The sequence below is a fragment of the Cognatishimia coralii genome (assembly GCF_037478305.1).
Lineage (GTDB): Bacteria > Pseudomonadota > Alphaproteobacteria > Rhodobacterales > Rhodobacteraceae > Cognatishimia > Cognatishimia coralii.
Map to the genome: position 1 here is coordinate 108,493 of NZ_JBBGAZ010000002.1, position 19,347 is coordinate 127,839.

General features: G+C 57.7%; 18 protein-coding genes. 7 read left to right on the forward strand and 11 right to left on the reverse strand.

Going from position 1 to position 19,347, the window contains the following annotated elements; genetic code table 11:
* Positions 1 to 3: 3 nt before the first annotated feature.
* Together WG622_RS06110 and WG622_RS06115 are read right to left on the reverse strand one after the other, a co-directional pair.
* Complete coding sequence (locus tag WG622_RS06110; RefSeq protein ID WP_339402786.1) at positions 4 to 1,122, reverse strand: mandelate racemase/muconate lactonizing enzyme family protein; 1,119 nt, start codon at positions 1,120 to 1,122, stop codon at positions 4 to 6.
* On the reverse strand, positions 1,119 to 3,581 hold the full coding sequence (locus WG622_RS06115) for an FAD-dependent oxidoreductase (RefSeq protein ID WP_339402787.1): 2,463 nt from the start codon (positions 3,579 to 3,581) through the stop codon (positions 1,119 to 1,121). The genes WG622_RS06110 and WG622_RS06115 overlap by 4 nt, the downstream gene beginning before the upstream one ends.
* A 72-nt stretch (positions 3,582 to 3,653) precedes the next feature.
* Between WG622_RS06115 and WG622_RS06120 the strand changes: the two genes are divergently transcribed.
* The 4 genes from WG622_RS06120 to WG622_RS06135 all read left to right on the forward strand — a co-directional run bounded on the left by WG622_RS06120 (position 3,654) and on the right by WG622_RS06135 (position 7,104).
* Positions 3,654 to 4,541: a MurR/RpiR family transcriptional regulator gene (locus WG622_RS06120; protein WP_209357932.1), complete on the forward strand. Its 888-nt coding sequence runs from the start codon at positions 3,654 to 3,656 to the stop codon at positions 4,539 to 4,541.
* A complete protein-coding gene (locus tag WG622_RS06125; protein WP_339402788.1) occupies positions 4,538 to 5,626 on the forward strand; it encodes an aromatic ring-hydroxylating oxygenase subunit alpha in 1,089 nt (362 codons plus the stop codon). Before WG622_RS06120 ends, WG622_RS06125 begins: the two co-directional genes overlap by 4 nt.
* 11 nt (positions 5,627 to 5,637) lie before the next feature.
* A complete protein-coding gene (locus WG622_RS06130) occupies positions 5,638 to 6,024 on the forward strand; it encodes a carboxymuconolactone decarboxylase family protein (RefSeq protein ID WP_339402789.1) in 387 nt (128 codons plus the stop codon).
* Between the two features lie 108 nt (positions 6,025 to 6,132).
* The gene (locus tag WG622_RS06135; protein ID WP_339402790.1) at positions 6,133 to 7,104 is read left to right on the forward strand and encodes a Hint domain-containing protein; all 972 of its coding nucleotides are present in this window, start codon (positions 6,133 to 6,135) and stop codon (positions 7,102 to 7,104) included.
* Positions 7,105 to 7,107: 3 nt separating this feature from the next.
* On the opposite strand, the gene WG622_RS06140 is transcribed toward WG622_RS06135, so the two are convergent.
* From WG622_RS06140 to WG622_RS06180, 9 genes are all read right to left on the reverse strand, one after another.
* Positions 7,108 to 7,848 (reverse strand): proteasome-type protease, encoded by a 741-nt coding sequence (locus WG622_RS06140; protein ID WP_339402791.1) that lies wholly within the window; start codon positions 7,846 to 7,848, stop codon positions 7,108 to 7,110.
* A 36-nt stretch (positions 7,849 to 7,884) separates the two neighbouring features.
* Complete coding sequence (locus tag WG622_RS06145) at positions 7,885 to 8,703, reverse strand: transglutaminase family protein (RefSeq protein WP_339402792.1); 819 nt, start codon at positions 8,701 to 8,703, stop codon at positions 7,885 to 7,887.
* Positions 8,696 to 9,637, reverse strand: a complete 942-nt coding sequence (locus tag WG622_RS06150) for an alpha-E domain-containing protein (RefSeq protein WP_339403005.1) — start codon at positions 9,635 to 9,637, stop codon at positions 8,696 to 8,698. The genes WG622_RS06145 and WG622_RS06150 overlap by 8 nt, the downstream gene beginning before the upstream one ends.
* 6 nt (positions 9,638 to 9,643) lie before the next feature.
* Positions 9,644 to 11,074, reverse strand: a complete 1,431-nt coding sequence (locus tag WG622_RS06155; protein ID WP_339402793.1) for a circularly permuted type 2 ATP-grasp protein — start codon at positions 11,072 to 11,074, stop codon at positions 9,644 to 9,646.
* A gap of 134 nt (positions 11,075 to 11,208) precedes the next feature.
* Positions 11,209 to 11,973, reverse strand: coding sequence for a citryl-CoA lyase (locus WG622_RS06160; protein ID WP_339402794.1), 765 nt, complete (start codon positions 11,971 to 11,973; stop codon positions 11,209 to 11,211).
* Positions 11,970 to 13,157, reverse strand: coding sequence for a CaiB/BaiF CoA transferase family protein (locus WG622_RS06165; RefSeq protein WP_339402795.1), 1,188 nt, complete (start codon positions 13,155 to 13,157; stop codon positions 11,970 to 11,972). The genes WG622_RS06160 and WG622_RS06165 overlap by 4 nt, the downstream gene beginning before the upstream one ends.
* Complete coding sequence (locus WG622_RS06170; protein WP_339402796.1) at positions 13,147 to 14,661, reverse strand: tripartite tricarboxylate transporter permease; 1,515 nt, start codon at positions 14,659 to 14,661, stop codon at positions 13,147 to 13,149. Before WG622_RS06170 ends, WG622_RS06165 begins: the two co-directional genes overlap by 11 nt.
* Positions 14,662 to 14,664: 3 nt before the next feature.
* The gene (locus WG622_RS06175) at positions 14,665 to 15,147 is read right to left on the reverse strand and encodes a tripartite tricarboxylate transporter TctB family protein (protein ID WP_339402797.1); all 483 of its coding nucleotides are present in this window, start codon (positions 15,145 to 15,147) and stop codon (positions 14,665 to 14,667) included.
* Between the two features lie 82 nt (positions 15,148 to 15,229).
* Positions 15,230 to 16,213, reverse strand: a complete 984-nt coding sequence (locus WG622_RS06180) for a Bug family tripartite tricarboxylate transporter substrate binding protein (RefSeq protein ID WP_339402798.1) — start codon at positions 16,211 to 16,213, stop codon at positions 15,230 to 15,232.
* A 108-nt stretch (positions 16,214 to 16,321) separates the two neighbouring features.
* Between WG622_RS06180 and WG622_RS06185 the strand changes: the two genes are divergently transcribed.
* Genes WG622_RS06185 through WG622_RS06195 form a run of 3 tightly spaced genes read left to right on the forward strand, consistent with a single transcriptional unit; the run spans position 16,322 to position 19,346 of the window.
* Positions 16,322 to 16,987 carry a response regulator transcription factor gene (locus WG622_RS06185; protein ID WP_209357917.1) on the forward strand — a complete coding sequence of 222 codons (666 nt, stop codon included), beginning with the start codon at positions 16,322 to 16,324 and terminating at the stop codon, positions 16,985 to 16,987.
* Entirely contained in the window at positions 16,984 to 18,360 is a 1,377-nt protein-coding gene (locus tag WG622_RS06190) for a sensor histidine kinase (RefSeq protein WP_339402799.1), read from the forward strand. Before WG622_RS06185 ends, WG622_RS06190 begins: the two co-directional genes overlap by 4 nt.
* On the forward strand, positions 18,330 to 19,346 hold the full coding sequence (locus WG622_RS06195; protein ID WP_339402800.1) for an ABC transporter substrate-binding protein: 1,017 nt from the start codon (positions 18,330 to 18,332) through the stop codon (positions 19,344 to 19,346). The genes WG622_RS06190 and WG622_RS06195 overlap by 31 nt, the downstream gene beginning before the upstream one ends.
* The last annotated feature ends 1 nt before the right edge of the window (position 19,347 follow it).

A 19,347-nucleotide genomic window follows, 5' to 3' on the forward strand; every position in this document is an offset into this window, starting at 1 on the left:
GGGTTACTCCAATGTAAGATCCGCGGCGCCCAGGGCTTGGGCGTCGACAGTGATACCAAGGCCCGCACCCTCGGGCGGGGCAATACGGCCGTTTGCGCGTTCAGGCGCGGTGGGGGCCAGACGCGGCGAGACATAGGACGACAGATCACAGGTATTCAGCACCCGCGCCGGATCGGTCGACGCCGCCAAATGCAAGAGCGCCGCCGTGGTGATATCGCTGCCCCATGTGTCCTCGACACACATCTTTGCGCCGAGATAGAGACATATATCCCGCGCCCGCCGTGTCGCCGAAAGCCCGCCATATTTTGACAGTTTCAACGCTACCGCATCCATACAGCCGCGCTCATGCGCCTCTAACATCGACGGGATGTCATGCGCGTTCTCGTCCAGTTTCATCGGCAGGCCCGTAGCGTCGCGTACCCGCGCGCAATCGGCAATCGTGGCGCAGGGTTGCTCGAGCATGATGTCCAGATGCGCCACAGCACGGCCGACCCGGGTCGCGTCCAAGGACGTCGCGCCGCAGTTCCAATCGCCATAGACCAGCGGCCCCGGCCCGACGGCCTCGCGCACTTTGGTCAGGCGCTCAACGTCGGTGGTCCAATCCCCTGATGCGCCAAGTTTGACCTGAAACTGGGTGATGCCGGTCGCCTGCGCCTCAAGCGCGATCTTCACCATGTCATCAGGTGCGATACAGGTGATCGAATGATACAGCGGCGTGTCCGCCGCCCGTCGCCCGCCCATCAGCGCATAAAGCGGCAGGCCCGCGACCTGCCCCGTCAGATCCCACAACGCGATATCGAGCGCTGATTTCGCATAGCGGTGGTCCTGCAAAAACGCATCGGCCTTGGCGATCAGCGCTTCAGGCCCGATGGGATCGGCGCCGATCAACACAGGCGCAAGCTCTTGGAGTGCGGGCGCCACGCCACGCGCATAGGCAGGCAGGTAATGCGGGATCGGGCAGACTTCGCCCCAGCCCACAAGCCCCGTATCCGTCTCAACCGCAAGCACGACGCTCTCGACCGTGTCGCAGGTTTTGCCCTCAGCCATGTAATAGGCCTCATGGCTGGTCAGCGGCACATGCCAGAGACTAATCCGCCTGATTTTATGTCCCGAGCCGCTCATGCCGCATCCGTCCTTGGCAGTTTGCTGGCGGGATCATAGGCCGGTTCACCCAGCACTTTGGCCGCGCGCGGGCTGCCATGGATGATCACGGTCAGGTCGGTTCCAGGCGTGGCGGCCTCGGGTTTGATATAGGCAAAGGCCAGGATCTTGCCCACGGTTGGCCCAAAGACCACCGAGGCCGTGGACCCGACGACCCGGTCCCCGAGCATCACCGCTTCGCCGCCGTGGCCATCGGTTTCACCGTCTTCGTCAATCGCGAGATAGGCGCAGACCCAAGGCATGTCGCCTGCCTCGGCCTGTGCGGCGCTTACGCGGGTGGCCTCGACCCCCAGATAGTCCTTATCGAGCTTGGCAAACCGCATAACGTCAGCTTCTGGCAGGGTCACTTCATTGGTCAATTCACCCGCGCCTTTGAACCCTTTCTCCATCCGCAAGGCATTCATCGCAAAGCTGCCATAGTCCTTGATGCCATGCGCCTCACCAGCGGCCCAGAGCGCGTCATAGACCTGAAGCGCACCCTCGCGGGGGATGTGGAATTCCCAACCAAGTTCGCCTGCATAAGACATGCGGAAGGCCCAGAGGGTGACGCCAGCCACGGTGATTTCACGCGCCTTAAGCCAAGGGAAACCGGCATTGCTCAGATCCGCATCAGTGCAGGCCGCCAGCACATCGCGCGCTTTGGGGCCGTTCAACGTCAGCGCTGCCCAATCGTTTGACCTCAGGATGATCTGGGCATCCTCACCGTCTTGATGGGTGCGCAGATGATCCATCAAACGCTGTTCGAAGAAGGCCGCACAAACGAGATAGAATCGACCCTCTTCCAGCTTAACAACGGTGGTTTCAAGCTCGATCCGGCCGCGTTTGTTGAGCATATGGGTGAGTGTAATGCTCCCCGGTTTCTGCGGCAGTTTGTTGGCGACCAAACGGTCAAGCAAAGCCTCTGCCCCGGGACCTGCGACCTCGACCTTGGTAAAGGCCGAGATATCCATGATCCCAACCGCCTCACGCACGGCCATGCATTCATCGGCGATGATGTCGTGCAGAGGGGATCGTTTGAAGGAATAGATATCCTCGGCTGGCGTGCCCTCTGACGCGAACCAGCGGGGGCGTTCGTGGCCAAAGACCTCCTCAAAAACTGCACCCTTTTCCTTGAGGCGATCATACATCGGCGACGGTTTCACCGGACGCCCCGCGAGACGATTGAAGTGCGGGAAAGGGATTTCGTGACGTAGGCAGTAATCCTCTTTGGCTTTGATCACCTGCCATTCCTTGGTGGCGTATTCGCCAAAGCGGCGCGGATCATAGTCGCGCATGGAAATATCCGCCGCCCCATGCACCATCCAGCGCGCCAGCTCGCGCGTCAGACCCGGACCCCAGCCGATGCCGATTTGCGTGCCACAGCAGCACCAGTAGTTCTCGACACCCGGTGCTGGACCGATCAGAGGGTTGCCGTCCGGAGGATGCGAAATCGCGCCATGAACGTCTCGGCTGATGCCAAGCTCGGCAAAGATCGGCATGCGATTGAGGCTCTCTTCGAGGTATGGCATCACGCGATCATAGTCTGCGTCAAACAGCCAGTTCTCGTACTCCCATGGGCAGTGATCATGCCAAACCGAGTTCGGATTTTCCTTCTCGTAAATCCCGATCAGGCCCTTCTTCTGCTCCATCCGAATATAGCCCGAGACCTTGCGGTCGTCGCGAATGACCGGCAGCTCGGTTTCTAGATCCTGAAACTCTGGCACCTCTTCGGTGACAAAGTAGTGGTGGGTCATCGAAGTCATCGGCAATTGCAGCCCCGACCACTCGCCCATCTGCCGCGCATAGGTGCCGCCCGCGTTCACCACATGCTCACAACGGATAGTGCCTTGATTGGTCTCGACGACCCATTCGTGGCCCTGCTTGGTGATGTTGGTCGCCTGACAGCGACGGATGATCTTGACCCCTTTGGCCCGCGCGCCTGCCGCCATCGCCATGGTGACATTGGTCGGATCAACGTGCCCATCGTCCGGCGTATGGAGCGCACCGAGTACGCCGTCGAGGTTATAGAAAGGATGCAGCTCGGCAATCCGATCCGTGCCGACAAGCTCGATATTGAAGCCCAAAGAGCGGCCAACAGCTAGCGTGTGTTTCAGCCAATCCATCTCGTCTTCGGTATAGGCCAGACGGAAAGACCCACAACCATGCCAGGTCACCGCTTGGCCCGTTTCAGTCTCTAATCCACCGGAATAGAGCCCGATATTGTAGTCCACGCATTTGCCCAGCGAGAAACTAGAGGTCGAATGGGTGATCTGCCCAGCCGCATGCCAGGTCGACCCAGACGTCAGTTCTGCCTTTTCCAGCAGGACGGTGTCTGCCCCCCACCCTTCATGCGCCAAGTGATAGGCAAGGCCCACGCCCATGACGCCCCCACCGACGATAACCACCCGCGCGTGGCTGGGTACTTTTGCGCTCTCGGACATTTGCAAGATTCCTCTGTAGAGAGTCGTGTTTTCTCTCGACAGGCTAAGCAAACATTTATACCATCGTCAATCATGAATGGCACAAATGTATCTTTATCTATTCTCGACCGTCTCTCTGATGACTGGGACGAGCTGACGCCAGAGGCGCAAAAGGCAGCGCGCTATGTGCTGGAGAACCCACAGGATGTGGGCGTGTCCACCGTGCGCGAAATCGCTGAAGCGGCGCAGGTGAAGCCCAACACATTCGTGCGCATGGCGCGGCAGATGGGCTATGACGGATACGAGGATTTCCGCGCGCCGTTTCGTGATGCCATTAGACGTGGCGGGATGAGTTTCCCCGACCGTGCACGCTGGCTGCAGGACATTCGCAAGTCGGGCGGGCTTGGCGGGCTTTACGCCGACATGATGGAAGCCACGCTCAGGAATATCGAAGAGAGCTTTGCGACGATCTCGGCAGAACAGCTTCAAACCGCCGCCGAAGCGATCTGGAACAGCAAGCAGGTCTTCACCCTGGGCGTCGGCGTCAACAACGCCATCGCGCGCAATTTCACCTATCTGGCCTCGACCGGCATGAGCGATTTCCACGCGATCCCGCGTCCCGGCTCGACCGCCGTTGATGACTTGGCATGGGCGAGCGACACCGATGTTCTGATCGCCATCACCTGCCGCCCTTATCGCAGCGAAGTGGTTGAGGCCGTCGAGATCGCAAAATCCCAAGGTATGACCATCGTCGCAATCTCTGACAGCCCAGCGAGTCCAATCATCCGAGCCGCAGATCACGGCTTCGTCGTCGGCGCGGAAAGTCCGCAGTTCTTTCCCTCGACCGTCGCCATTGTAGCCTTTCTCGAGACGCTGCTTAGCTTTGTTATCTCGGTCGCCTCTGACGAAATCGTCGACAGGGTCGACCGCTTTCACGCCCGCCGCCATGCGTTGGGGCTTTATGTGGAGGAGCCAACGTGAGTGAACCCTTAAAATCGCTGGAGGCGCGGTATTACACGGACCCTAAGGTCTATGAGATGGAGATGGACGGGCTCTTTGCCCGCACATGGCAATTCGCGGGCCATGCGAGTCAGCTTGAGAAGGCAGGCGATTATTTTGCCTTTGAAATGGCGGGCGAGAGCCTGTTTTGCATCAAGGGTCGCGATGATGTGATCCGCACGTTTTACAACGTCTGCCAACACCGCGCGCATCAGTTGGTCAGCGGCACAGGCACGACGCGGGTGGTGGTCTGCCCCTATCATGCCTGGACCTATGAACTGACCGGAGGCCTGCGCGCGGGGCCGAATATCAACTCGGTCGAAGGCTTTGATAAATCCAAGATCTGCCTCACCGAGGTGCGCACCGAGCTGTTTCTGGGGTTCATTTTTGTGAACCTCGACCCAGACGCCAAACCGATGGAAGATTGGTTCCCGAATGCCCGCGCAGAACTTGAAAGCTGGGTGCCGCATTTTGCGGACCTCAAGCCCGTGGAATGGGTCGAGATACCGGAAAACTGCAACTGGAAGGTCTCGGTTGAGAATTATTCCGAGTGCTATCACTGCTCGCTGAACCATCCGACCTTTGCAACCGGCGTTGTGAAGCCCGAAACCTATGACATCCAGCCTCAAGGCTATTGCCTGCGCCACACGACGGAATGTCAGGCGCTGGATCAGATGACTTATCCCATCGACCGCAGCCGCAAGCATGCCGAAGAATACTCAAGCTGGTTCCTCTGGCCGATGTTCAGCTTTCAGGTCTATCCGGGCAATGTGCTCAACACTTACCATTGGCGCGCGATTGACGCGGATCACGTAGTGGTCTGGCGCGGGTGGTATGCCGCCGAAGGGTTTGATCCTCAGATCATTCACGACCTCGCCAAACAGGATAGGGAGACCACCGTTGAGGAGGACATTCACCTCGTGGAATCCGTGCATCGCGGCCTGAAATCTCGCGGTTATGTGCCAGGGCCCTTGGTGGTGGATCCGACCTGCGGCGTGAACTCTGAACATTCCATCATGCATCTTCAGCGCTGGATGCGCGAAGCGGTCGATGGGCCGACACAATAAAGGACTGACCAATGAGCGTATTTGACGAAGATCTCTTTCTTAAAGGCCTGGAACAACGCAAAGCCACGTTGGGTGCCGAGTATGTTCAGAAAAGCCTCGACGCAGCCGACGACCTTACCCGCCCCTTTCAAGAAGCCATGACGGCGTGGTGTTGGGGATTTGGCTGGGGAGACGATGTGATCGACGCCAAAACCCGATCCATGATGAATCTCTCGATGATCGGCGCCCTAGGCAAGATGCACGAATGGGAGTTGCATTGCCGCGGCGCGATCAACAATGGCGTCACGCCCGAAGAGATCCGTGCCATCATCCATGTGATCGCGATCTATTGCGGCGTCCCTCAGGCTTTGGAGTGCTTCCGTGCCGCGCGGAACGTTCTGGACCAAGCAAAAGATTAATTTTTCTACACGAAACCCATAAACTCGTGATAAACTTTGGTTGTGGATAATCCCCACCAAGTTCAAGCATCTCAAAATGATGCGTTCGAGTACGGGCAGTAGTGTGCAATGCCGACATATACAGTGGAAGCGTTCCGTTGGACCGGGACGTATTACAACTCTCAGTACAACACGTCCTATCAGGCGACGTTTTCTGATAATGATGGCGCCTACCAAGGTGGCGGCGACTCTGACGAACAGGTTCAGATCGACGGCGGGTCGTTCAACTCGACAGCCAGTCAGCCTTATAAGATCGCGGTCTCTTTCACGGATACCAACGGCAATTCGCACGTCGAAGATTTCAACTTTTTCTACACCAGTGACGGCGGGTGGTATTTCGTACCCGAACCGGACTCTGAATTCACGGTTGGCGCAACACTTGGCTCTTATCAAAGCCATACCGTTGGGTGGGACTATAGCGATGTGGTTTGTTTTGTGTCGGGCACGATGATTGAGACACCCGACGGCGCAAGACCCGTTGAAAGCTTGCGCGCCGGAGATTTGGTCACCTGCGCCGAAGGGCAAACAAAGCCCCTTGCTTATGTCCTGAAACGCGCATTCTCGGAGCGTCAGCTCGAACGCAACGAAAAACTACGTCCGGTTCGGATCACTGCGGGTGCCATTGGGCTGGGTGTTCCGAAACGCGACCTTCTTGTCTCACGTCAGCACCGCATGTTGGTAAAATCCAAGATCTCGAAAAACAAGTTCGGACAGGAAGATGCGCTTGTGGCTGCGATCAAATTGACGATCTTGCCTGGCATCTTTTTGGAACCCAACATTCAGGACACGACCTATTATCACCTCGGGTTTGAAGATCACGAGATCGTCTTTGCAGAAGGTGCGCCCGCTGAGAGCCTTTTGCACGGTGATGACGCGGACCTCATCACAAGTCCTGAGGCTCAGGCCGAGCTGGAATGGCTTTTGCCCTTTTCAAACGGCACGCCGACGACTCCAAAACCTAAGACCAACATCCCGTCGCCTTCGCTGCAGAAAACCATCGTGCAAGCGCATCTGCGCAAAGGGCGCAATCTGCGGAAGTAGTGCCTAAAGCGCGTCGAGGTCGAAGTCCGGCAGGCGGCCGAAAGCCTCGCGCAAGGCGCCGCCCCAGCCCTCGGAAATCTCCAGATAGTAGGGATCATTGACCTCAATCCGGAAGGTGTGGTCACACTGGAAGGCATCCTTTGCGTAAACGCGCACATCCAGAGGCAAATCCACGCTGAGGTTGGCCTTGATGGTTGAATCAAATGACACCAAGAGCAGTTTGATCGCCTCATCAAAGGACATCTCTGGATCATAGGCGCGCACTAGGATTGGACGCCCGTATTTGGTTTCTCCGATCTGGAAAAACGGCGTGTCCTCGCTGGCCTCGATGAAATTGCCTTCGGGATAGATCATGAAAAGACGGTGCTTGCCGCCTTTAATCTGCCCCCCCACAAGGATCGTCGCATTGAACCCGCTGTCAGCCTGTTGGCCTTCGTCCGCATGATCCGAGATCACTTCTTTCAGGGTGTCGCCCACCAAAGTTGCGACCTGAAACATGCTCTCGCATTTCAAAATCGAGGGGCTGCGATGCTCGACCGCCTTGCTGCGTTCCTCCAAGAGGCTGATCACAGCCTGCGTCGTCGCCAGATTGCCGGCGGTCATCACCGTAATCGAGCGTTCGCCTGGTTCATCCCAGGCAAACATCTTGCGAAAGGTCGAGATATTGTCGACGCCCGCGTTGGTGCGCGTGTCAGACATAAAGACCAGGCCTTTGTTCAGCATCAGCCCGACGCAGTAGGTCATAGTGCCCTCAATTTAAGTTCTTGCACAGCGTTTAGGCTATTGCTGCACTTGCAGCGCAACATCAAGCCTTTCTTGGCCTTCGCCCTGACGAATACCCAGAATTGGGGCCGCGTCGCGATAGTCTCGACCAACGGCGACGGTGATGTATCGGGAGTCCGGCGAAATGCCATTAGAGACGTCAAATCCGACCCATCCCAGACCGTTTACATGGATTTCGCACCACGCATGGGTCGCGTCCTGATCCACACGGTCATCCATCAAGAGATAGCCCGACACATAACGCGCCGGAAAGCCCAGCGCCCGTGCAACCGAAATCATGATATGCGCGTGGTCCTGACACACGCCTTTGCCTTCCGACATCGCGTCTTCGGCCGTAAAGGCGCTGTCGGTTGCGCCGATGCTGTAGGACACGGTCTTTAAAATCTCGGCAGAAAGCGCATGGAGCAGAGGGATATCATCCAGCTCCTTACGCTGCTTCTGCATGTCACTGATCAGCGCGCGAAGAGCGGGGCCGGGTTTCGTCGTCGGCGTTTGCTGCTCATAAAGCCAGAGTGGCGCATACCCGCGATGTTTGCCCGAAGCACCGGCCAAATCCTCGACCTCGATCACGCCTTCGCAAAGGAACTCGACCGTGGTGGCGCCGGTATCGACTTTCACCAGTTCCGTGCGGTTCTGGAATTGATCGTCAAAGCCGCATTGCACGACCCCTCCGGTGACCTTGGTGCTCCACTCCAAAACCTTCTGCCCCGGCCCATCCTTGGGCGTCAGGCGCAGGCGTTGCAACGCGTAGTGCACCGGCACGTCGTAAGAATAGGTTGTTACATGGCGCACGGTCAGGCGGCGGGTCTTATCCATAGAACCTAAAGTCCTCTTCGATATGCGCTGCGAGCTTGGCGTTGTCGGCGATGAAGCTGCTGAGGAACTCGTGCAGACCCTCTTCGAAAATCGTATCGACCGAATGCGCGTTGATCCGGTGGCACAAGGCATCGGCCTGAACGTGACTTTCCTCGCGGGCTTCGTATTCCATTTCTAGATGTTTCAAATTCTCTCCGATCCTCTTGGCGCAGAAGGCCAGAGATCGCGGCATGCGTCCATCCAGGATCAGAAAGTTTGAAATCGTAGCCGGCGTGCTTTCGCCGCCATGGAGCCAGCGAAAACTCCGCTCCGCCGAGACAGACCGCAAAATGACCTCCCATTGCGCGTTGTCGATGGAGGACCCGACGAAAGCAGCCGAGGGCAACAACACGTAGTATTTCACGTCCAGAATCCGCGCCGTGTTGTCTGCGCGTTCGATAAACGTCCCAAGCCGCGAGAAGGCGAAGATATCATTGCGCAGCATCGTGCCGTGCAGAGCCCCCCGCACGACCGAGGTTCTGAACCGGATCTGGGTCAGAATGTCATGCATCGCTCTTTCGGTGACAGGCCGCGAGAGCAGATCCTTAAGCACCATCCAACATTCATTGGTGGCTTCCCAGACCTCGGAACTCAGCGCCGTGCGCACCAGACGCCCATTGTTGCGCGCTGCCGTGATCGCCGTCATGACCGAAGACGGGTTGTCCTTGTCCCGCAGCATGAAATTGATCACCTGCCCGGCATCGTAGCTGTCGTATTTCTCGAGATAGGCCGCGTTCATGCCAGCGGTCGAGATGATGGATTGCCACTCATTAGACGCCCCATCCGCGCGGGTCAGGGCGATGTGCCAGCCCGCCTCAAGCAGCCGAGCAGTATTTTCAGCGCGTTCAAGGTAGCGGAACATCCAAAACAGACCGCCAGCGGTTTTGCCTAGCATCATGTCTTAGTCCCCCAATACCCAAGTGTCCTTGGTGCCGCCCCCTTGCGAGGAATTGACCACCAGAGAACCTTTCTTCAACGCCACGCGGGTCAGACCTCCGGGCGTGATATCGACGCGATTGGGCGACACGAGAACAAAGGGACGCAGGTCCACATGGCGCGGCGCAAGCCCCGCCTTGGTCAGGATCGGTACCGTCGACAATGACAGTGTCGGCTGAGCAATGTAATTCGCAGGCCGCGCGCGGAGTTTGCGTTCAAAAGCCGCGATTTCCTTTTTGGAGGCTGCGGGTCCCACGAGCATGCCATAGCCGCCCGACCCATGCACTTCTTTGACCACCAAATCGGCGAGGTTATCCAAGACGTATTTCAGGCTGTCTTCCTCGGAACAACGCCAGGTCGGCACGTTCTTTAGGATCGCCTGCTCGCCGGTATAGAACTCGACGATATCGGGCATGTAGGAATAGAGCGCTTTGTCGTCAGCAATCCCCGTACCCGGCGCATTCGCGATGGTGATGTTGCCCGCGCGGTAAACATCCATGATCCCCGGCACACCGAGCATGCTGTCTGGATTGAAGGTCAGCGGATCCAGATAGTCATCATCCACACGGCGATAGAGCACATCAATCGGCTGATAGCCCCGCGTCGTGCGCATCGAGACAAAGCCGTCCTCGACCCTCAGGTCCGTGGACTCGACCAGCTCGACCCCCATCTGATCCGCAAGGAACGCGTGTTCGAAATAGGCCGAGTTATGGATCCCCGGTGTCAGCACCGCCACAACGGGTTTGGCATTTGGCGAATTGTCGGGGCAACTGTCAGCCAGAGAACGGCGCAAAAGCTGTGGGTAAGCAGAGACCGGACGCACCTTGAGCTGGGTGAAAAGCTCTGGGAACATCTGCAACATGGTCTCGCGGTTCTCGAGCATATAGCTCACGCCGGACGGAGTGCGGGCGTTGTCCTCAAGCACGTAGAACTCGTTTTCACCCGTGCGCACAAGGTCAGTTCCGACGATATGGGTATAGACGCCTCCGGGTGGCTTCATCCCGACCATCTCAGACAGAAACGCCTCGTTGCCTGCGATAATCTCCTTGGGGATACGCCCAGCGCGCAGGATTTCCTGACGATGGTAGATGTCATGCAGAAAGGCGTTGATCGCACGGACACGCTGTTCGATCCCGCGCTCGAGCGTGCGCCATTCTTTGGCGGAAATCACACGTGGGACGATGTCAAAGGGGATCAGACGCTCGTCAGCCTCGTCCTGACCATAGACGTTGAACGTAATGCCAATCCGGCGAAAGAAACTCTCGGCTTCTGCGGATTTTCGCCTCAGCGTTTTGAGGTCTTCGTTCTTAAACCAATTGAAGTAGGCTTCATAAGGTTGCCGAGGCAACCCGGCCTCTCGCAACATTTCGTCGAAATACTGATTACTATCGGTCATAAAATTACGTTCGCACAAAGAAACCTGAGCGCAAGTAGATAATTTTAGAGGCTGAAATAGGTCCGTGTTTTAGGGGGTTACGTGTGGAAGTGCTGAATATTTAGGCGAATCCACAGGGTGTCTGATCGGGTGATTTAACCGTCAAAAGTCCAACGATAGCTTGGTGGGGTTGGCCCCTTGTTGCGCCCGCCCTGCTGGGTCTGCTCCCAAGCATGCGCGAGGATTCCCACCGAGCGGGACAAACAAAACAAGCCGCGTGCCAGAGGCGGTGCGAAGCCGAGTTCCGCATAGATCACCGCTGTTGCGCCGTCGATGTTCATCGGAATGGGTTTGCCTGCGCGCTTCAACAACTCGTGTTCCACTTGGATCGCAATTTCAGCGAAATTCCCGTCACAAACACCCGCCTCTACGCTGTCCTGCACCAGCTCCAAAAGCCGAGGCGCACGCGGGTCGGTCGGGGTGTGGAACCTGTGCCCAAAACCCGGGACGATCTTACCGCGTGCGGCGCACCAGTCATCCAAGGCGTCAGACAAAGGCGCGCCGGCACTCGCCAGGAAATGATAGAGTTCAACCGCCTGCTCCCCGGCCCCGCCATGCACATCGCCCAACATATTCACGGCACTCGCCATGGCGTTATTCAGCGGCAGACCACAGGTGACAGCCATGCGCGCAGCGGCAATCGACGGCGCTTGGGGGCCGTGATCCACCGCCGACACCAAAGCCGCCTCAAAAAGCTTTGCTTGCCCCGCAGACGGACGATCGCCGCGCACCATAAGCCAGATCATCTCGGGGAAACTGACCTTCCCGATCAGTTCCTCAATCGGATGGCCGCGCAGCTCGATGCGCCCGGGCTCCATGTCGATGATAGACGTGCGCCACCAGTCTGCAACGTCGCTCATAAGATACCCTCCGCCGTTAACGCGTCTATCTCGGCCGCCGAAAGACCAAGCTCTGCCCAGATCTCTGCGTTATGCGCTCCAAGTTCTGGTGGCGCGTCTTTTGGTGATGGCCGCTCACCATCCATAACCACGGGGCTCGCCGTCACTTGGATCGTGTCGCCGCCTTGAGACAAAGATGCGATCATGCCTCTATCCACCAATTGCGGATCATCCAGAACCTGCGGAACCGTCATCACAGGACCGGTCGGCACGCCGAGCTTGTTGAGCTCTGCCACCCACTTCTCCGATGGACGCGTCACCAGAACTGTCTCAATCTCTGCCCGCAATGCGTGCCGATTGCGTTTGCGATCCTCTCGGGTTTTATAGTCCGGATGGGTCAGCAAATCCGTCTTTCCGATATGGCGGGCCAAAGCCTCCCATTGCTCATCCCGATTGGCGGCGATGTTGATCGGCTGGTCCTTGGTCGCGAATGTGCCCGACGGTGCTGACGTGGTGTTTTCATTGCCATGGGCGGCGGGCCTCACGCCGCCGATCAGATAATTGGACACCACCCAGCCCATCGAAGAGATCACCGAGTCCGTCATGGAAACATCCAGAAACGCACCCCTCGGACGCGCGTTGAGGGCTGCACAAATGGACATCGCGGCCGCCATGCCTCCGTTGGTGTCAGCCAGTGGATAACCCACACGATACGGAGCCGTATCGGGCGCGCCGGTGATCGACATCACGCCTGACACGCCCTGTACGATCTGGTCATAAGCGGGATCGTTCTGACGCGGGCCGGTCTGCCCAAACCCTGAAATGGCACAATAGATCAGGTGCGGGTTCACGTTTTTGAGCACCTCATAGTCCAATCCAAGCCGCGCCATCACACCGGGACGGAAATTCTCAACCAGCACATCTGCGGTTTTCACGAGCTCTTTCAAAAGATCCTTGCCCCGTGCGGATTTCATATCCAAGGTGACCGACCTTTTCCCCGCGTTCTGCGCGAGGAAGCTAATGCCCATGCCTGCTGAATTGCGCTCTGGATCGGCCCCAAGCACACGGGCCAGATCCCCAGACCCGGGGCGTTCGACCTTGATGACATCGGCCCCCATCATTGTCAGTTGATAGCAACAATAGGGGCCGGCCAAGACGTTGGTCAGGTCTAAAACCCGAACACCGTTCAGAGGTTTAGTCGCCATCAGCAATCCCAGCCGCCCGCGCTTTGGCGCGCCGTGCGCGATAGCTTGGGAAGACCACCAGCAAGACCGAGATCACCAAGAGGCCCAGCGTCATCGGACGATCCCAGACAAAGCTCGCGCCATCATAGAGGTTCATCGAGCGCGCGAAGTTGTCTTCGAGCATGGTGCACAGAATGAAGCCAATCAGCAGCGGTGCCAGCGGGTAATCCGCGAACTTGAAGATCGTCGCGCAGATGCCGAAGGCCACAAGGATCAACAGCTCGGTCGCGTTGTTCTGCCCGATATAGGCCCCCATCAGGGTGAAGAAGAGGATAAACGGGATCAGGAAGTTCCGCGGCACGGCCAGGATCTTGGCGATGTAAGGGATCAGCGGCAGGTTCAGGATCAAGAGAACCACATTGCCGATATACATCGAGATGATAACGGACCAGAAGATCTGAGGATCATCCACCATCAGGCGCGGCCCCGGTGTGACGTTCAGAGCAATCAAAGCACCCAGCAAAATCGCAGTTGTCCCCGAGCCCGGAATGCCGAGCGTCAGCAAGGGCACAAACGAGCCTGTGCAAGCCGCGTTGTTTGCCGTTTCCGGCGCGGCGAGACCTTTGACAGAGCCGTCGCCGAACTCTTTCTGTTCCTCCGCAGGCGCGATATTGCGTTCCACCGCGTAGCCTAGGAAGGACGCAATCGTAGCCCCAGCCCCGGGCAAAACGCCGATGAAGAACCCTTGGATCGACTGACGGCCAATCACCGGCGTGATCTTTTTCGCCTCGTCGCGCGTGATGCGCAGGTCTTTGATCTCTCCGCTGCTGCCTTGCTCGGATCGCGAAGGTTTCAGTACAAGATAAAGCGCCTCGGGCAAAGCAAACATCGCCATAGCCAAGGTGATAAAGCCAAAGCCTGATTGCAGATCCATCAGCCCCATGGTGAAACGCGGCGCGTTGAACTGCGCGGTCTCACCCACTGTGGCCATGATCAGACCCAGCACCGTCATCAACAGCGCTTTGGACACCTGCCCCGTGCCCGCAAAGGCTGCGATGGCTGAAAGGCCGACGATCATCAGGGCAAAATACTCTGCCGAATGGAACAAGAGCGCGACGGTTGAGAGCATCGGGGCAAAGACCATCAAGAGGATTGCGCCAATGGTACCACCCGCGAAAGACGCAATCGCCGCAATCGTTAGCGCCTTGCCCGCCTTGCCTTTGCGCGCCAAGGGATAGCCGTCAAAACTGGTCGCAACGGTCCCCGCAACGCCTGGTGCGTTTAGCAGGATAGACGAGGTCGAGCCGCCAAAGATCGCTCCGTAATAGACACCGGCCAAGAGGATCAGAGCGGTCGAGGGGTCTCCGATTGTGATCGCCACAGGGATCATGATCGCGATGATCGACATGGGGCCAAGACCCGGCAGCATGCCGATGAATGTCCCGATCAGACAGCCGCCGATCACCATCAGAATGTTTTGCATCGACAGGGCCGTCGACAGGCCTAAGAGAATTCCTTCAAGCATCGATCAAGTCCCCAAAAAGAACGGCAGAGGACGCAGGAAAATGCCGAGCACTTCCTGAACCAGATACCAAATGCCAATGGTTGCAATCGAGGCCACGACGATCATCGTGATCCAGCGGCGCTCGCCCAACAGAACCGATCCTCCGATCAGGAACCCGCTGGTTGCCAGCAAAAATCCGGCCGGACGCAGCAGAAGCGCATAGGCCACCATCAGCGCCAGAAGCGCGATAGCCTGCCCCAAGTTATATTCATGCAATCTGCGATAATCGATGTCGCCGATCTTCTCCTCGCCCTTTTCAATCCCGCTCAGGACGATGAGGCACAGGACAATCCCCGCAATTGACAAAACCTTTGGAAAAGAGGACGGCCAAACCGCCAGCCGCTTCATAATCGGCGGCAAAGTCGCATCCATCGTAAACCAAGCCGTATAGCCGTAGACCATACAAATCCCTAACAAAACAAGCGCAACCCAACGATCAAGTGCCATGTTTCCCCCCTTATAGGTCGATAGGCCGAGCCTCAGCCCGGCCTATCCTGCGGCGCGCAATCACGCGCCAATCACGTCAGACTTACAGGAAGCCCAGCTTCTTCATGAGATCGCCGATCACCTGTTCCTGGTTCTCAAGGAAGGCTTGGAAATCTGCGCCAGAGTTGTGGATGTTGACCCAGCCATTGCGCGCACGCACGGCTTCCCACTCGGGCGTGTCATACATCTTGCTCAGCGCGTCCTGATACATCGCCAGCTTGTCTGCAGGCAGACCCGGAGCCGCGAAGAAGCCGCGCCAGTTGACGAAGGATGTATCGATGCCCTGCTCTTTCATGGTCATCGCGCTGTCCATCGCAGCAACACGCTCATCCGAGGTCACGCCAATGATTTTGACTTCGCCAGCCTGTGCCAGAGCCACCGCTTCAGAGAAACCGGTAGAGAGCGCTTTGATCTCGCCAGACAGCAACGCCGCCATGGCTTTACCGCCTGCGTCATAAGGAATGTATTTCACGTTCAGCGCGTCTTTGCCCGCAGCTTCCATCACCATGGCTGCAACCAAATGGTCCATGCCGCCCGGAACAGAGCCGCCGCCGATCGCGGTGCCCGCTGGGTCCGCATCATAGGCCGCAACCAGATCCGCCATGTTGTTCATGGAGCTGTTTGCATCCACAACAATCGCCGCATAGTCGCCGATGGTGCCAGCCACCAAAGTCAGATCGCGGAAGTTATGCGGGAACACGCCAGTCAGCGAGCGGATCACGATTGGGGTGGAGTTCACCATCAATGTACCGTGCTGGCTGTCTGCGTTTTCGATCATATAGCCGATGGCTTTACCACCACCGCCACCAGACATGTTCTCATAAGACGCAGAGCCTACGATCCCCGCGCCAGTCAGCGCTTCACCGGTGCCACGCGCCGTGCCGTCCCAGCCGCCACCTGCGCCGCCAGGGATCAGAAAGTGGATGCTGTCCACGACCTGATGGCCACCAGCAGATGCCGGGCCCGCAATACCAAGAGCCGCAACAGCGGCGATAAAGGCGCGACGGCCAAATCCAAAGTTACTCATAATTTCCTCCCATTTGACATTTGCGACATCCGCCGCCCATGTTCGCGAAAGGTGTAAGGTCAAACTGACACAAGCCTGACAAGGCGTCAGAATGAGAAGAGTTCGGGTATGCGGTTCCTGTTGATTGAGGACAATGAGGCCTTGGCAAAGGCGGTGCTGGATCGTCTGGGCATGGACGGCCATGTGGTCGATCACGCGGGCGATCTAGAGACCGCGATGGAGTTCACCGCGACCACCGATTACGATCTGATTTTATTGGATATTATGCTGCCAGACGGCGATGGTCGCAGTTTTCTAACGCATCATCGTGCGGGCAAATCCTTGACGCCGGTGATCGTTTTGACGGCGCGTTCCGAGGTCTCGGATCGCGTCGGGATGCTCGATCTGGGCGCGGATGATTACATGGTCAAACCCATCGATTTTTCTGAGCTCGAAGCGCGCGTTCGGGCGGTTCTCAGACGGCGTGGGGGCGAGGCGCGCAATGTCATTGCGATGGGGAATCTGGAATTTGATTCTCTGGCCGGCACCCTGAAAATCGCGGGCAAAGAGACGCAACTCAGGACGCGAGAACTGCGCCTGTTTGAGATTTTCATCAACGCGCCTAACCAGATTTTCTCGAAATCCAAACTGGTTGATCGGCTGTTTTCTTATGACGAAGAGGCCTCCGAGAACGCCATCGAAGTCTATGTCGGCCGCCTTCGCAGACACCTCACAGGATCGCAGGTGATGATCACCACCGTGCGCGGCCTCGGCTATAAGCTGGAAACTGAATGAAACGGCCTAACATCAAAGGTTCGATACGCCAGCGTCTGGTTGCAATGCTCTTGCTGAGCGCTGGCGCAATTGGGGTGCTTTTGTATCTGGTCGTGCAATCCGTCGCCTCGCAAATCGCGCAGGAAAGCCAGGACAATATCCTCGCGGCCTCGGCGATTTCCATTTTGGACAGTGCGCGGGTGCAGCAAGGCGAGATCTCTATCGACCTGCCTTATTCTGCCCTGTCCATGTTGGACAGCGTGACCGACGAGCGCGCGTTCTATGCGATCCGGCTGAATGATGATTTCCTGTCGGGCTATGAAAAACTTCCACGTTCCAAGGATTTCGCGGGTGGCGACACGACTTTTCAATCGGCCAGCTATCTGGGACAGGACATCCGCATCGCCTCGACCCGGCGCAGCTATTCCATCGAAGGCGAGCAGGCCTTCTTGGAGGTCTCGGTGGCGCAAACTCTGACTGGCCTTAACCAGACTCTCGCGCGGGTATCGCAGATCGCTTTAGCGGTGGGCGTTGGGTTCTTTCTTTTCTCCGCCGTTGTTGCATTGCTGATCGCGCTCAGCACCATCCGCCCGCTGCACCGACTCACGGAATCCGTGTCCCGACGCGGCCCGGCCGATTTGCGCCCTGTCGCAGCCCCTGTCCCGACCGAGATGGCGCCGCTGGTGCTGTCCCTGAATTCGCTGATGGGCCGGCTGCAAAAATCCCTGTCCCAATCCGAGCATTTCATCGCCGAAGCTGCCCACCGGGTGCGCACCCCCTTGGCCATCGTGCGCACGCAGGCCGAAATCACCCTGCGCCGGGTTGAGAAAGAAGAGAACCGCAAATCCGTCCGCGAAATGATCCGCGCGATTGACGAAAGCTCGCGGACGGCGGGGCAGCTTTTGGATCATGCGATGGTGACGTTCAGAACCGACAATCTAGCGGATGAAACGGTCGATCTGAGCGAGCTGGTGACCGACGTGGTTGAGCGCCTCAGCCCATTGTCCGACCTGAAGGATATCGAAATCGCCATACTGAAACTGGAACCCGTCGCGATCAAAGGCGATGCAATCCTGCTGCAAAGCGCGCTTCACAACATTCTGGACAATGCGATCAAATATTCCAGTGGCCAAACCCAAGTCGCGCTGTCCTTGACGAAAAAAGACGGGTTTGCCGACATTGTCATCTCGGATTCAGGTCCCGGTTTTCAGGACGGCGACACTGAGGCGCTGTTGAAACGCTACGCGCGGGGCCAGAACGCCGAGGGGGTCGTCGGCTCTGGGCTTGGTCTTACGATCGTAGACGAGGTCATGCGCGCGCATGGCGGGTCTATCACACTGTCTAACAACGCAGGAGGCGGAGCATGCGTCACCTTATCCTTTCCCTTGGGCTGACCCTGTGGGCCAGTACCGGCACGGCCTTTGATGTCGAGGACCAGGCGGTCTTTGGCGACCCTGAAGCGTCCAGCACTCTGCGCATCCTTTCGACGGCGGACATCAGCTTTTTTACGCCAATGATCCTGTCCTATCTTGAGGCCAATCCAAACGTCGCCGTGGATTATACCGTGGCCAGTTCCACCGATGTCATGGCGGCTTTGTACGAAGAGCAGCACTCCTTTGACCTCGCGATCTCGAGCGCGATGGACCTGCAGACAAAACTCGCCAATGACGGGCTTGCGCGGGTGCATTCCACCAACCAGACCGCGCGGCTTCCGGACTGGGCCGTCTGGAATGATATGGTCTTTGCCTTCACCCAAGAACCCGCGGCTTTCGTGATTTCCAATAAGGCATTCGAAGGGTTGGACCTGCCAGAAGACCGGCAAGATCTGATCACCACCCTGCGCCAAAACCCCGAGATCTTTGAAAGCCGTGTCGGCACCTATGACATCCGCCAATCCGGCGCGGGATATCTGTTTGCGACCCAAGACGCGCGCGCCTCGGATACCTATTGGCGTCTGACCGAGGTGATGGGGGCGCTGGATCCCAAGCTCTATTGCTGCACCTCAAATATGATCGACGCCGTGGTCAGCGGAGAGCTGGCCATCGCTTATAACGTCCTTGCCAGCTATGCGGAAAAGCGCGCGGATTCCGATGCTTTCACGATCATCCTTCCGTCGGATTTTTCCATCGTGATGCTGCGCACCATGTTGATCCCGACCACCTCGGCGAACCCCGATCTGGCCGGGACCTTTCTGGATTTCGTTTTGGGACAGACCTTTCCCAAAGGCACATCACCGCTGCTGCAATCTGAAATGCTGGCAGAGGCGAACGAGAACTCCCTTCACCGGATCGCTTTGGGACCGGGCCTTTTGGTCTATCTCGACCAGTTCAAGAACAAGAGTTTCATCCGCGAATGGGAAAGCGCGATCCTGCAGGAATAGG

What these genes read in the sequence shown, in the direction of transcription:
- WG622_RS06110 (WP_339402786.1), bottom strand. Translation starts at nt 1,122, where the DNA reads ATGAGCGGCTCGGGACATAAAATCAGGCGGATTAGTCTCTGGCATGTG.
- WG622_RS06115 (WP_339402787.1), bottom strand. Translation starts at nt 3,581, where the DNA reads ATGTCCGAGAGCGCAAAAGTACCCAGCCACGCGCGGGTGGTTATCGTC.
- WG622_RS06120 (WP_209357932.1), top strand. Translation starts at nt 3,654, where the DNA reads ATGAATGGCACAAATGTATCTTTATCTATTCTCGACCGTCTCTCTGAT.
- WG622_RS06130 (WP_339402789.1), top strand. Translation starts at nt 5,638, where the DNA reads ATGAGCGTATTTGACGAAGATCTCTTTCTTAAAGGCCTGGAACAACGC.
- WG622_RS06135 (WP_339402790.1), top strand. Translation starts at nt 6,133, where the DNA reads ATGCCGACATATACAGTGGAAGCGTTCCGTTGGACCGGGACGTATTAC.
- WG622_RS06140 (WP_339402791.1), bottom strand. Translation starts at nt 7,848, where the DNA reads ATGACCTACTGCGTCGGGCTGATGCTGAACAAAGGCCTGGTCTTTATG.
- WG622_RS06145 (WP_339402792.1), bottom strand. Translation starts at nt 8,703, where the DNA reads ATGGATAAGACCCGCCGCCTGACCGTGCGCCATGTAACAACCTATTCT.
- WG622_RS06150 (WP_339403005.1), bottom strand. Translation starts at nt 9,637, where the DNA reads ATGCTAGGCAAAACCGCTGGCGGTCTGTTTTGGATGTTCCGCTACCTT.
- WG622_RS06155 (WP_339402793.1), bottom strand. Translation starts at nt 11,074, where the DNA reads ATGACCGATAGTAATCAGTATTTCGACGAAATGTTGCGAGAGGCCGGG.
- WG622_RS06160 (WP_339402794.1), bottom strand. Translation starts at nt 11,973, where the DNA reads ATGAGCGACGTTGCAGACTGGTGGCGCACGTCTATCATCGACATGGAG.
- WG622_RS06165 (WP_339402795.1), bottom strand. Translation starts at nt 13,157, where the DNA reads ATGGCGACTAAACCTCTGAACGGTGTTCGGGTTTTAGACCTGACCAAC.
- WG622_RS06170 (WP_339402796.1), bottom strand. Translation starts at nt 14,661, where the DNA reads ATGCTTGAAGGAATTCTCTTAGGCCTGTCGACGGCCCTGTCGATGCAA.
- WG622_RS06175 (WP_339402797.1), bottom strand. Translation starts at nt 15,147, where the DNA reads ATGGCACTTGATCGTTGGGTTGCGCTTGTTTTGTTAGGGATTTGTATG.
- WG622_RS06180 (WP_339402798.1), bottom strand. Translation starts at nt 16,213, where the DNA reads ATGAGTAACTTTGGATTTGGCCGTCGCGCCTTTATCGCCGCTGTTGCG.
- WG622_RS06185 (WP_209357917.1), top strand. Translation starts at nt 16,322, where the DNA reads ATGCGGTTCCTGTTGATTGAGGACAATGAGGCCTTGGCAAAGGCGGTG.
- WG622_RS06190 (WP_339402799.1), top strand. Translation starts at nt 16,984, where the DNA reads ATGAAACGGCCTAACATCAAAGGTTCGATACGCCAGCGTCTGGTTGCA.
- WG622_RS06195 (WP_339402800.1), top strand. Translation starts at nt 18,330, where the DNA reads ATGCGTCACCTTATCCTTTCCCTTGGGCTGACCCTGTGGGCCAGTACC.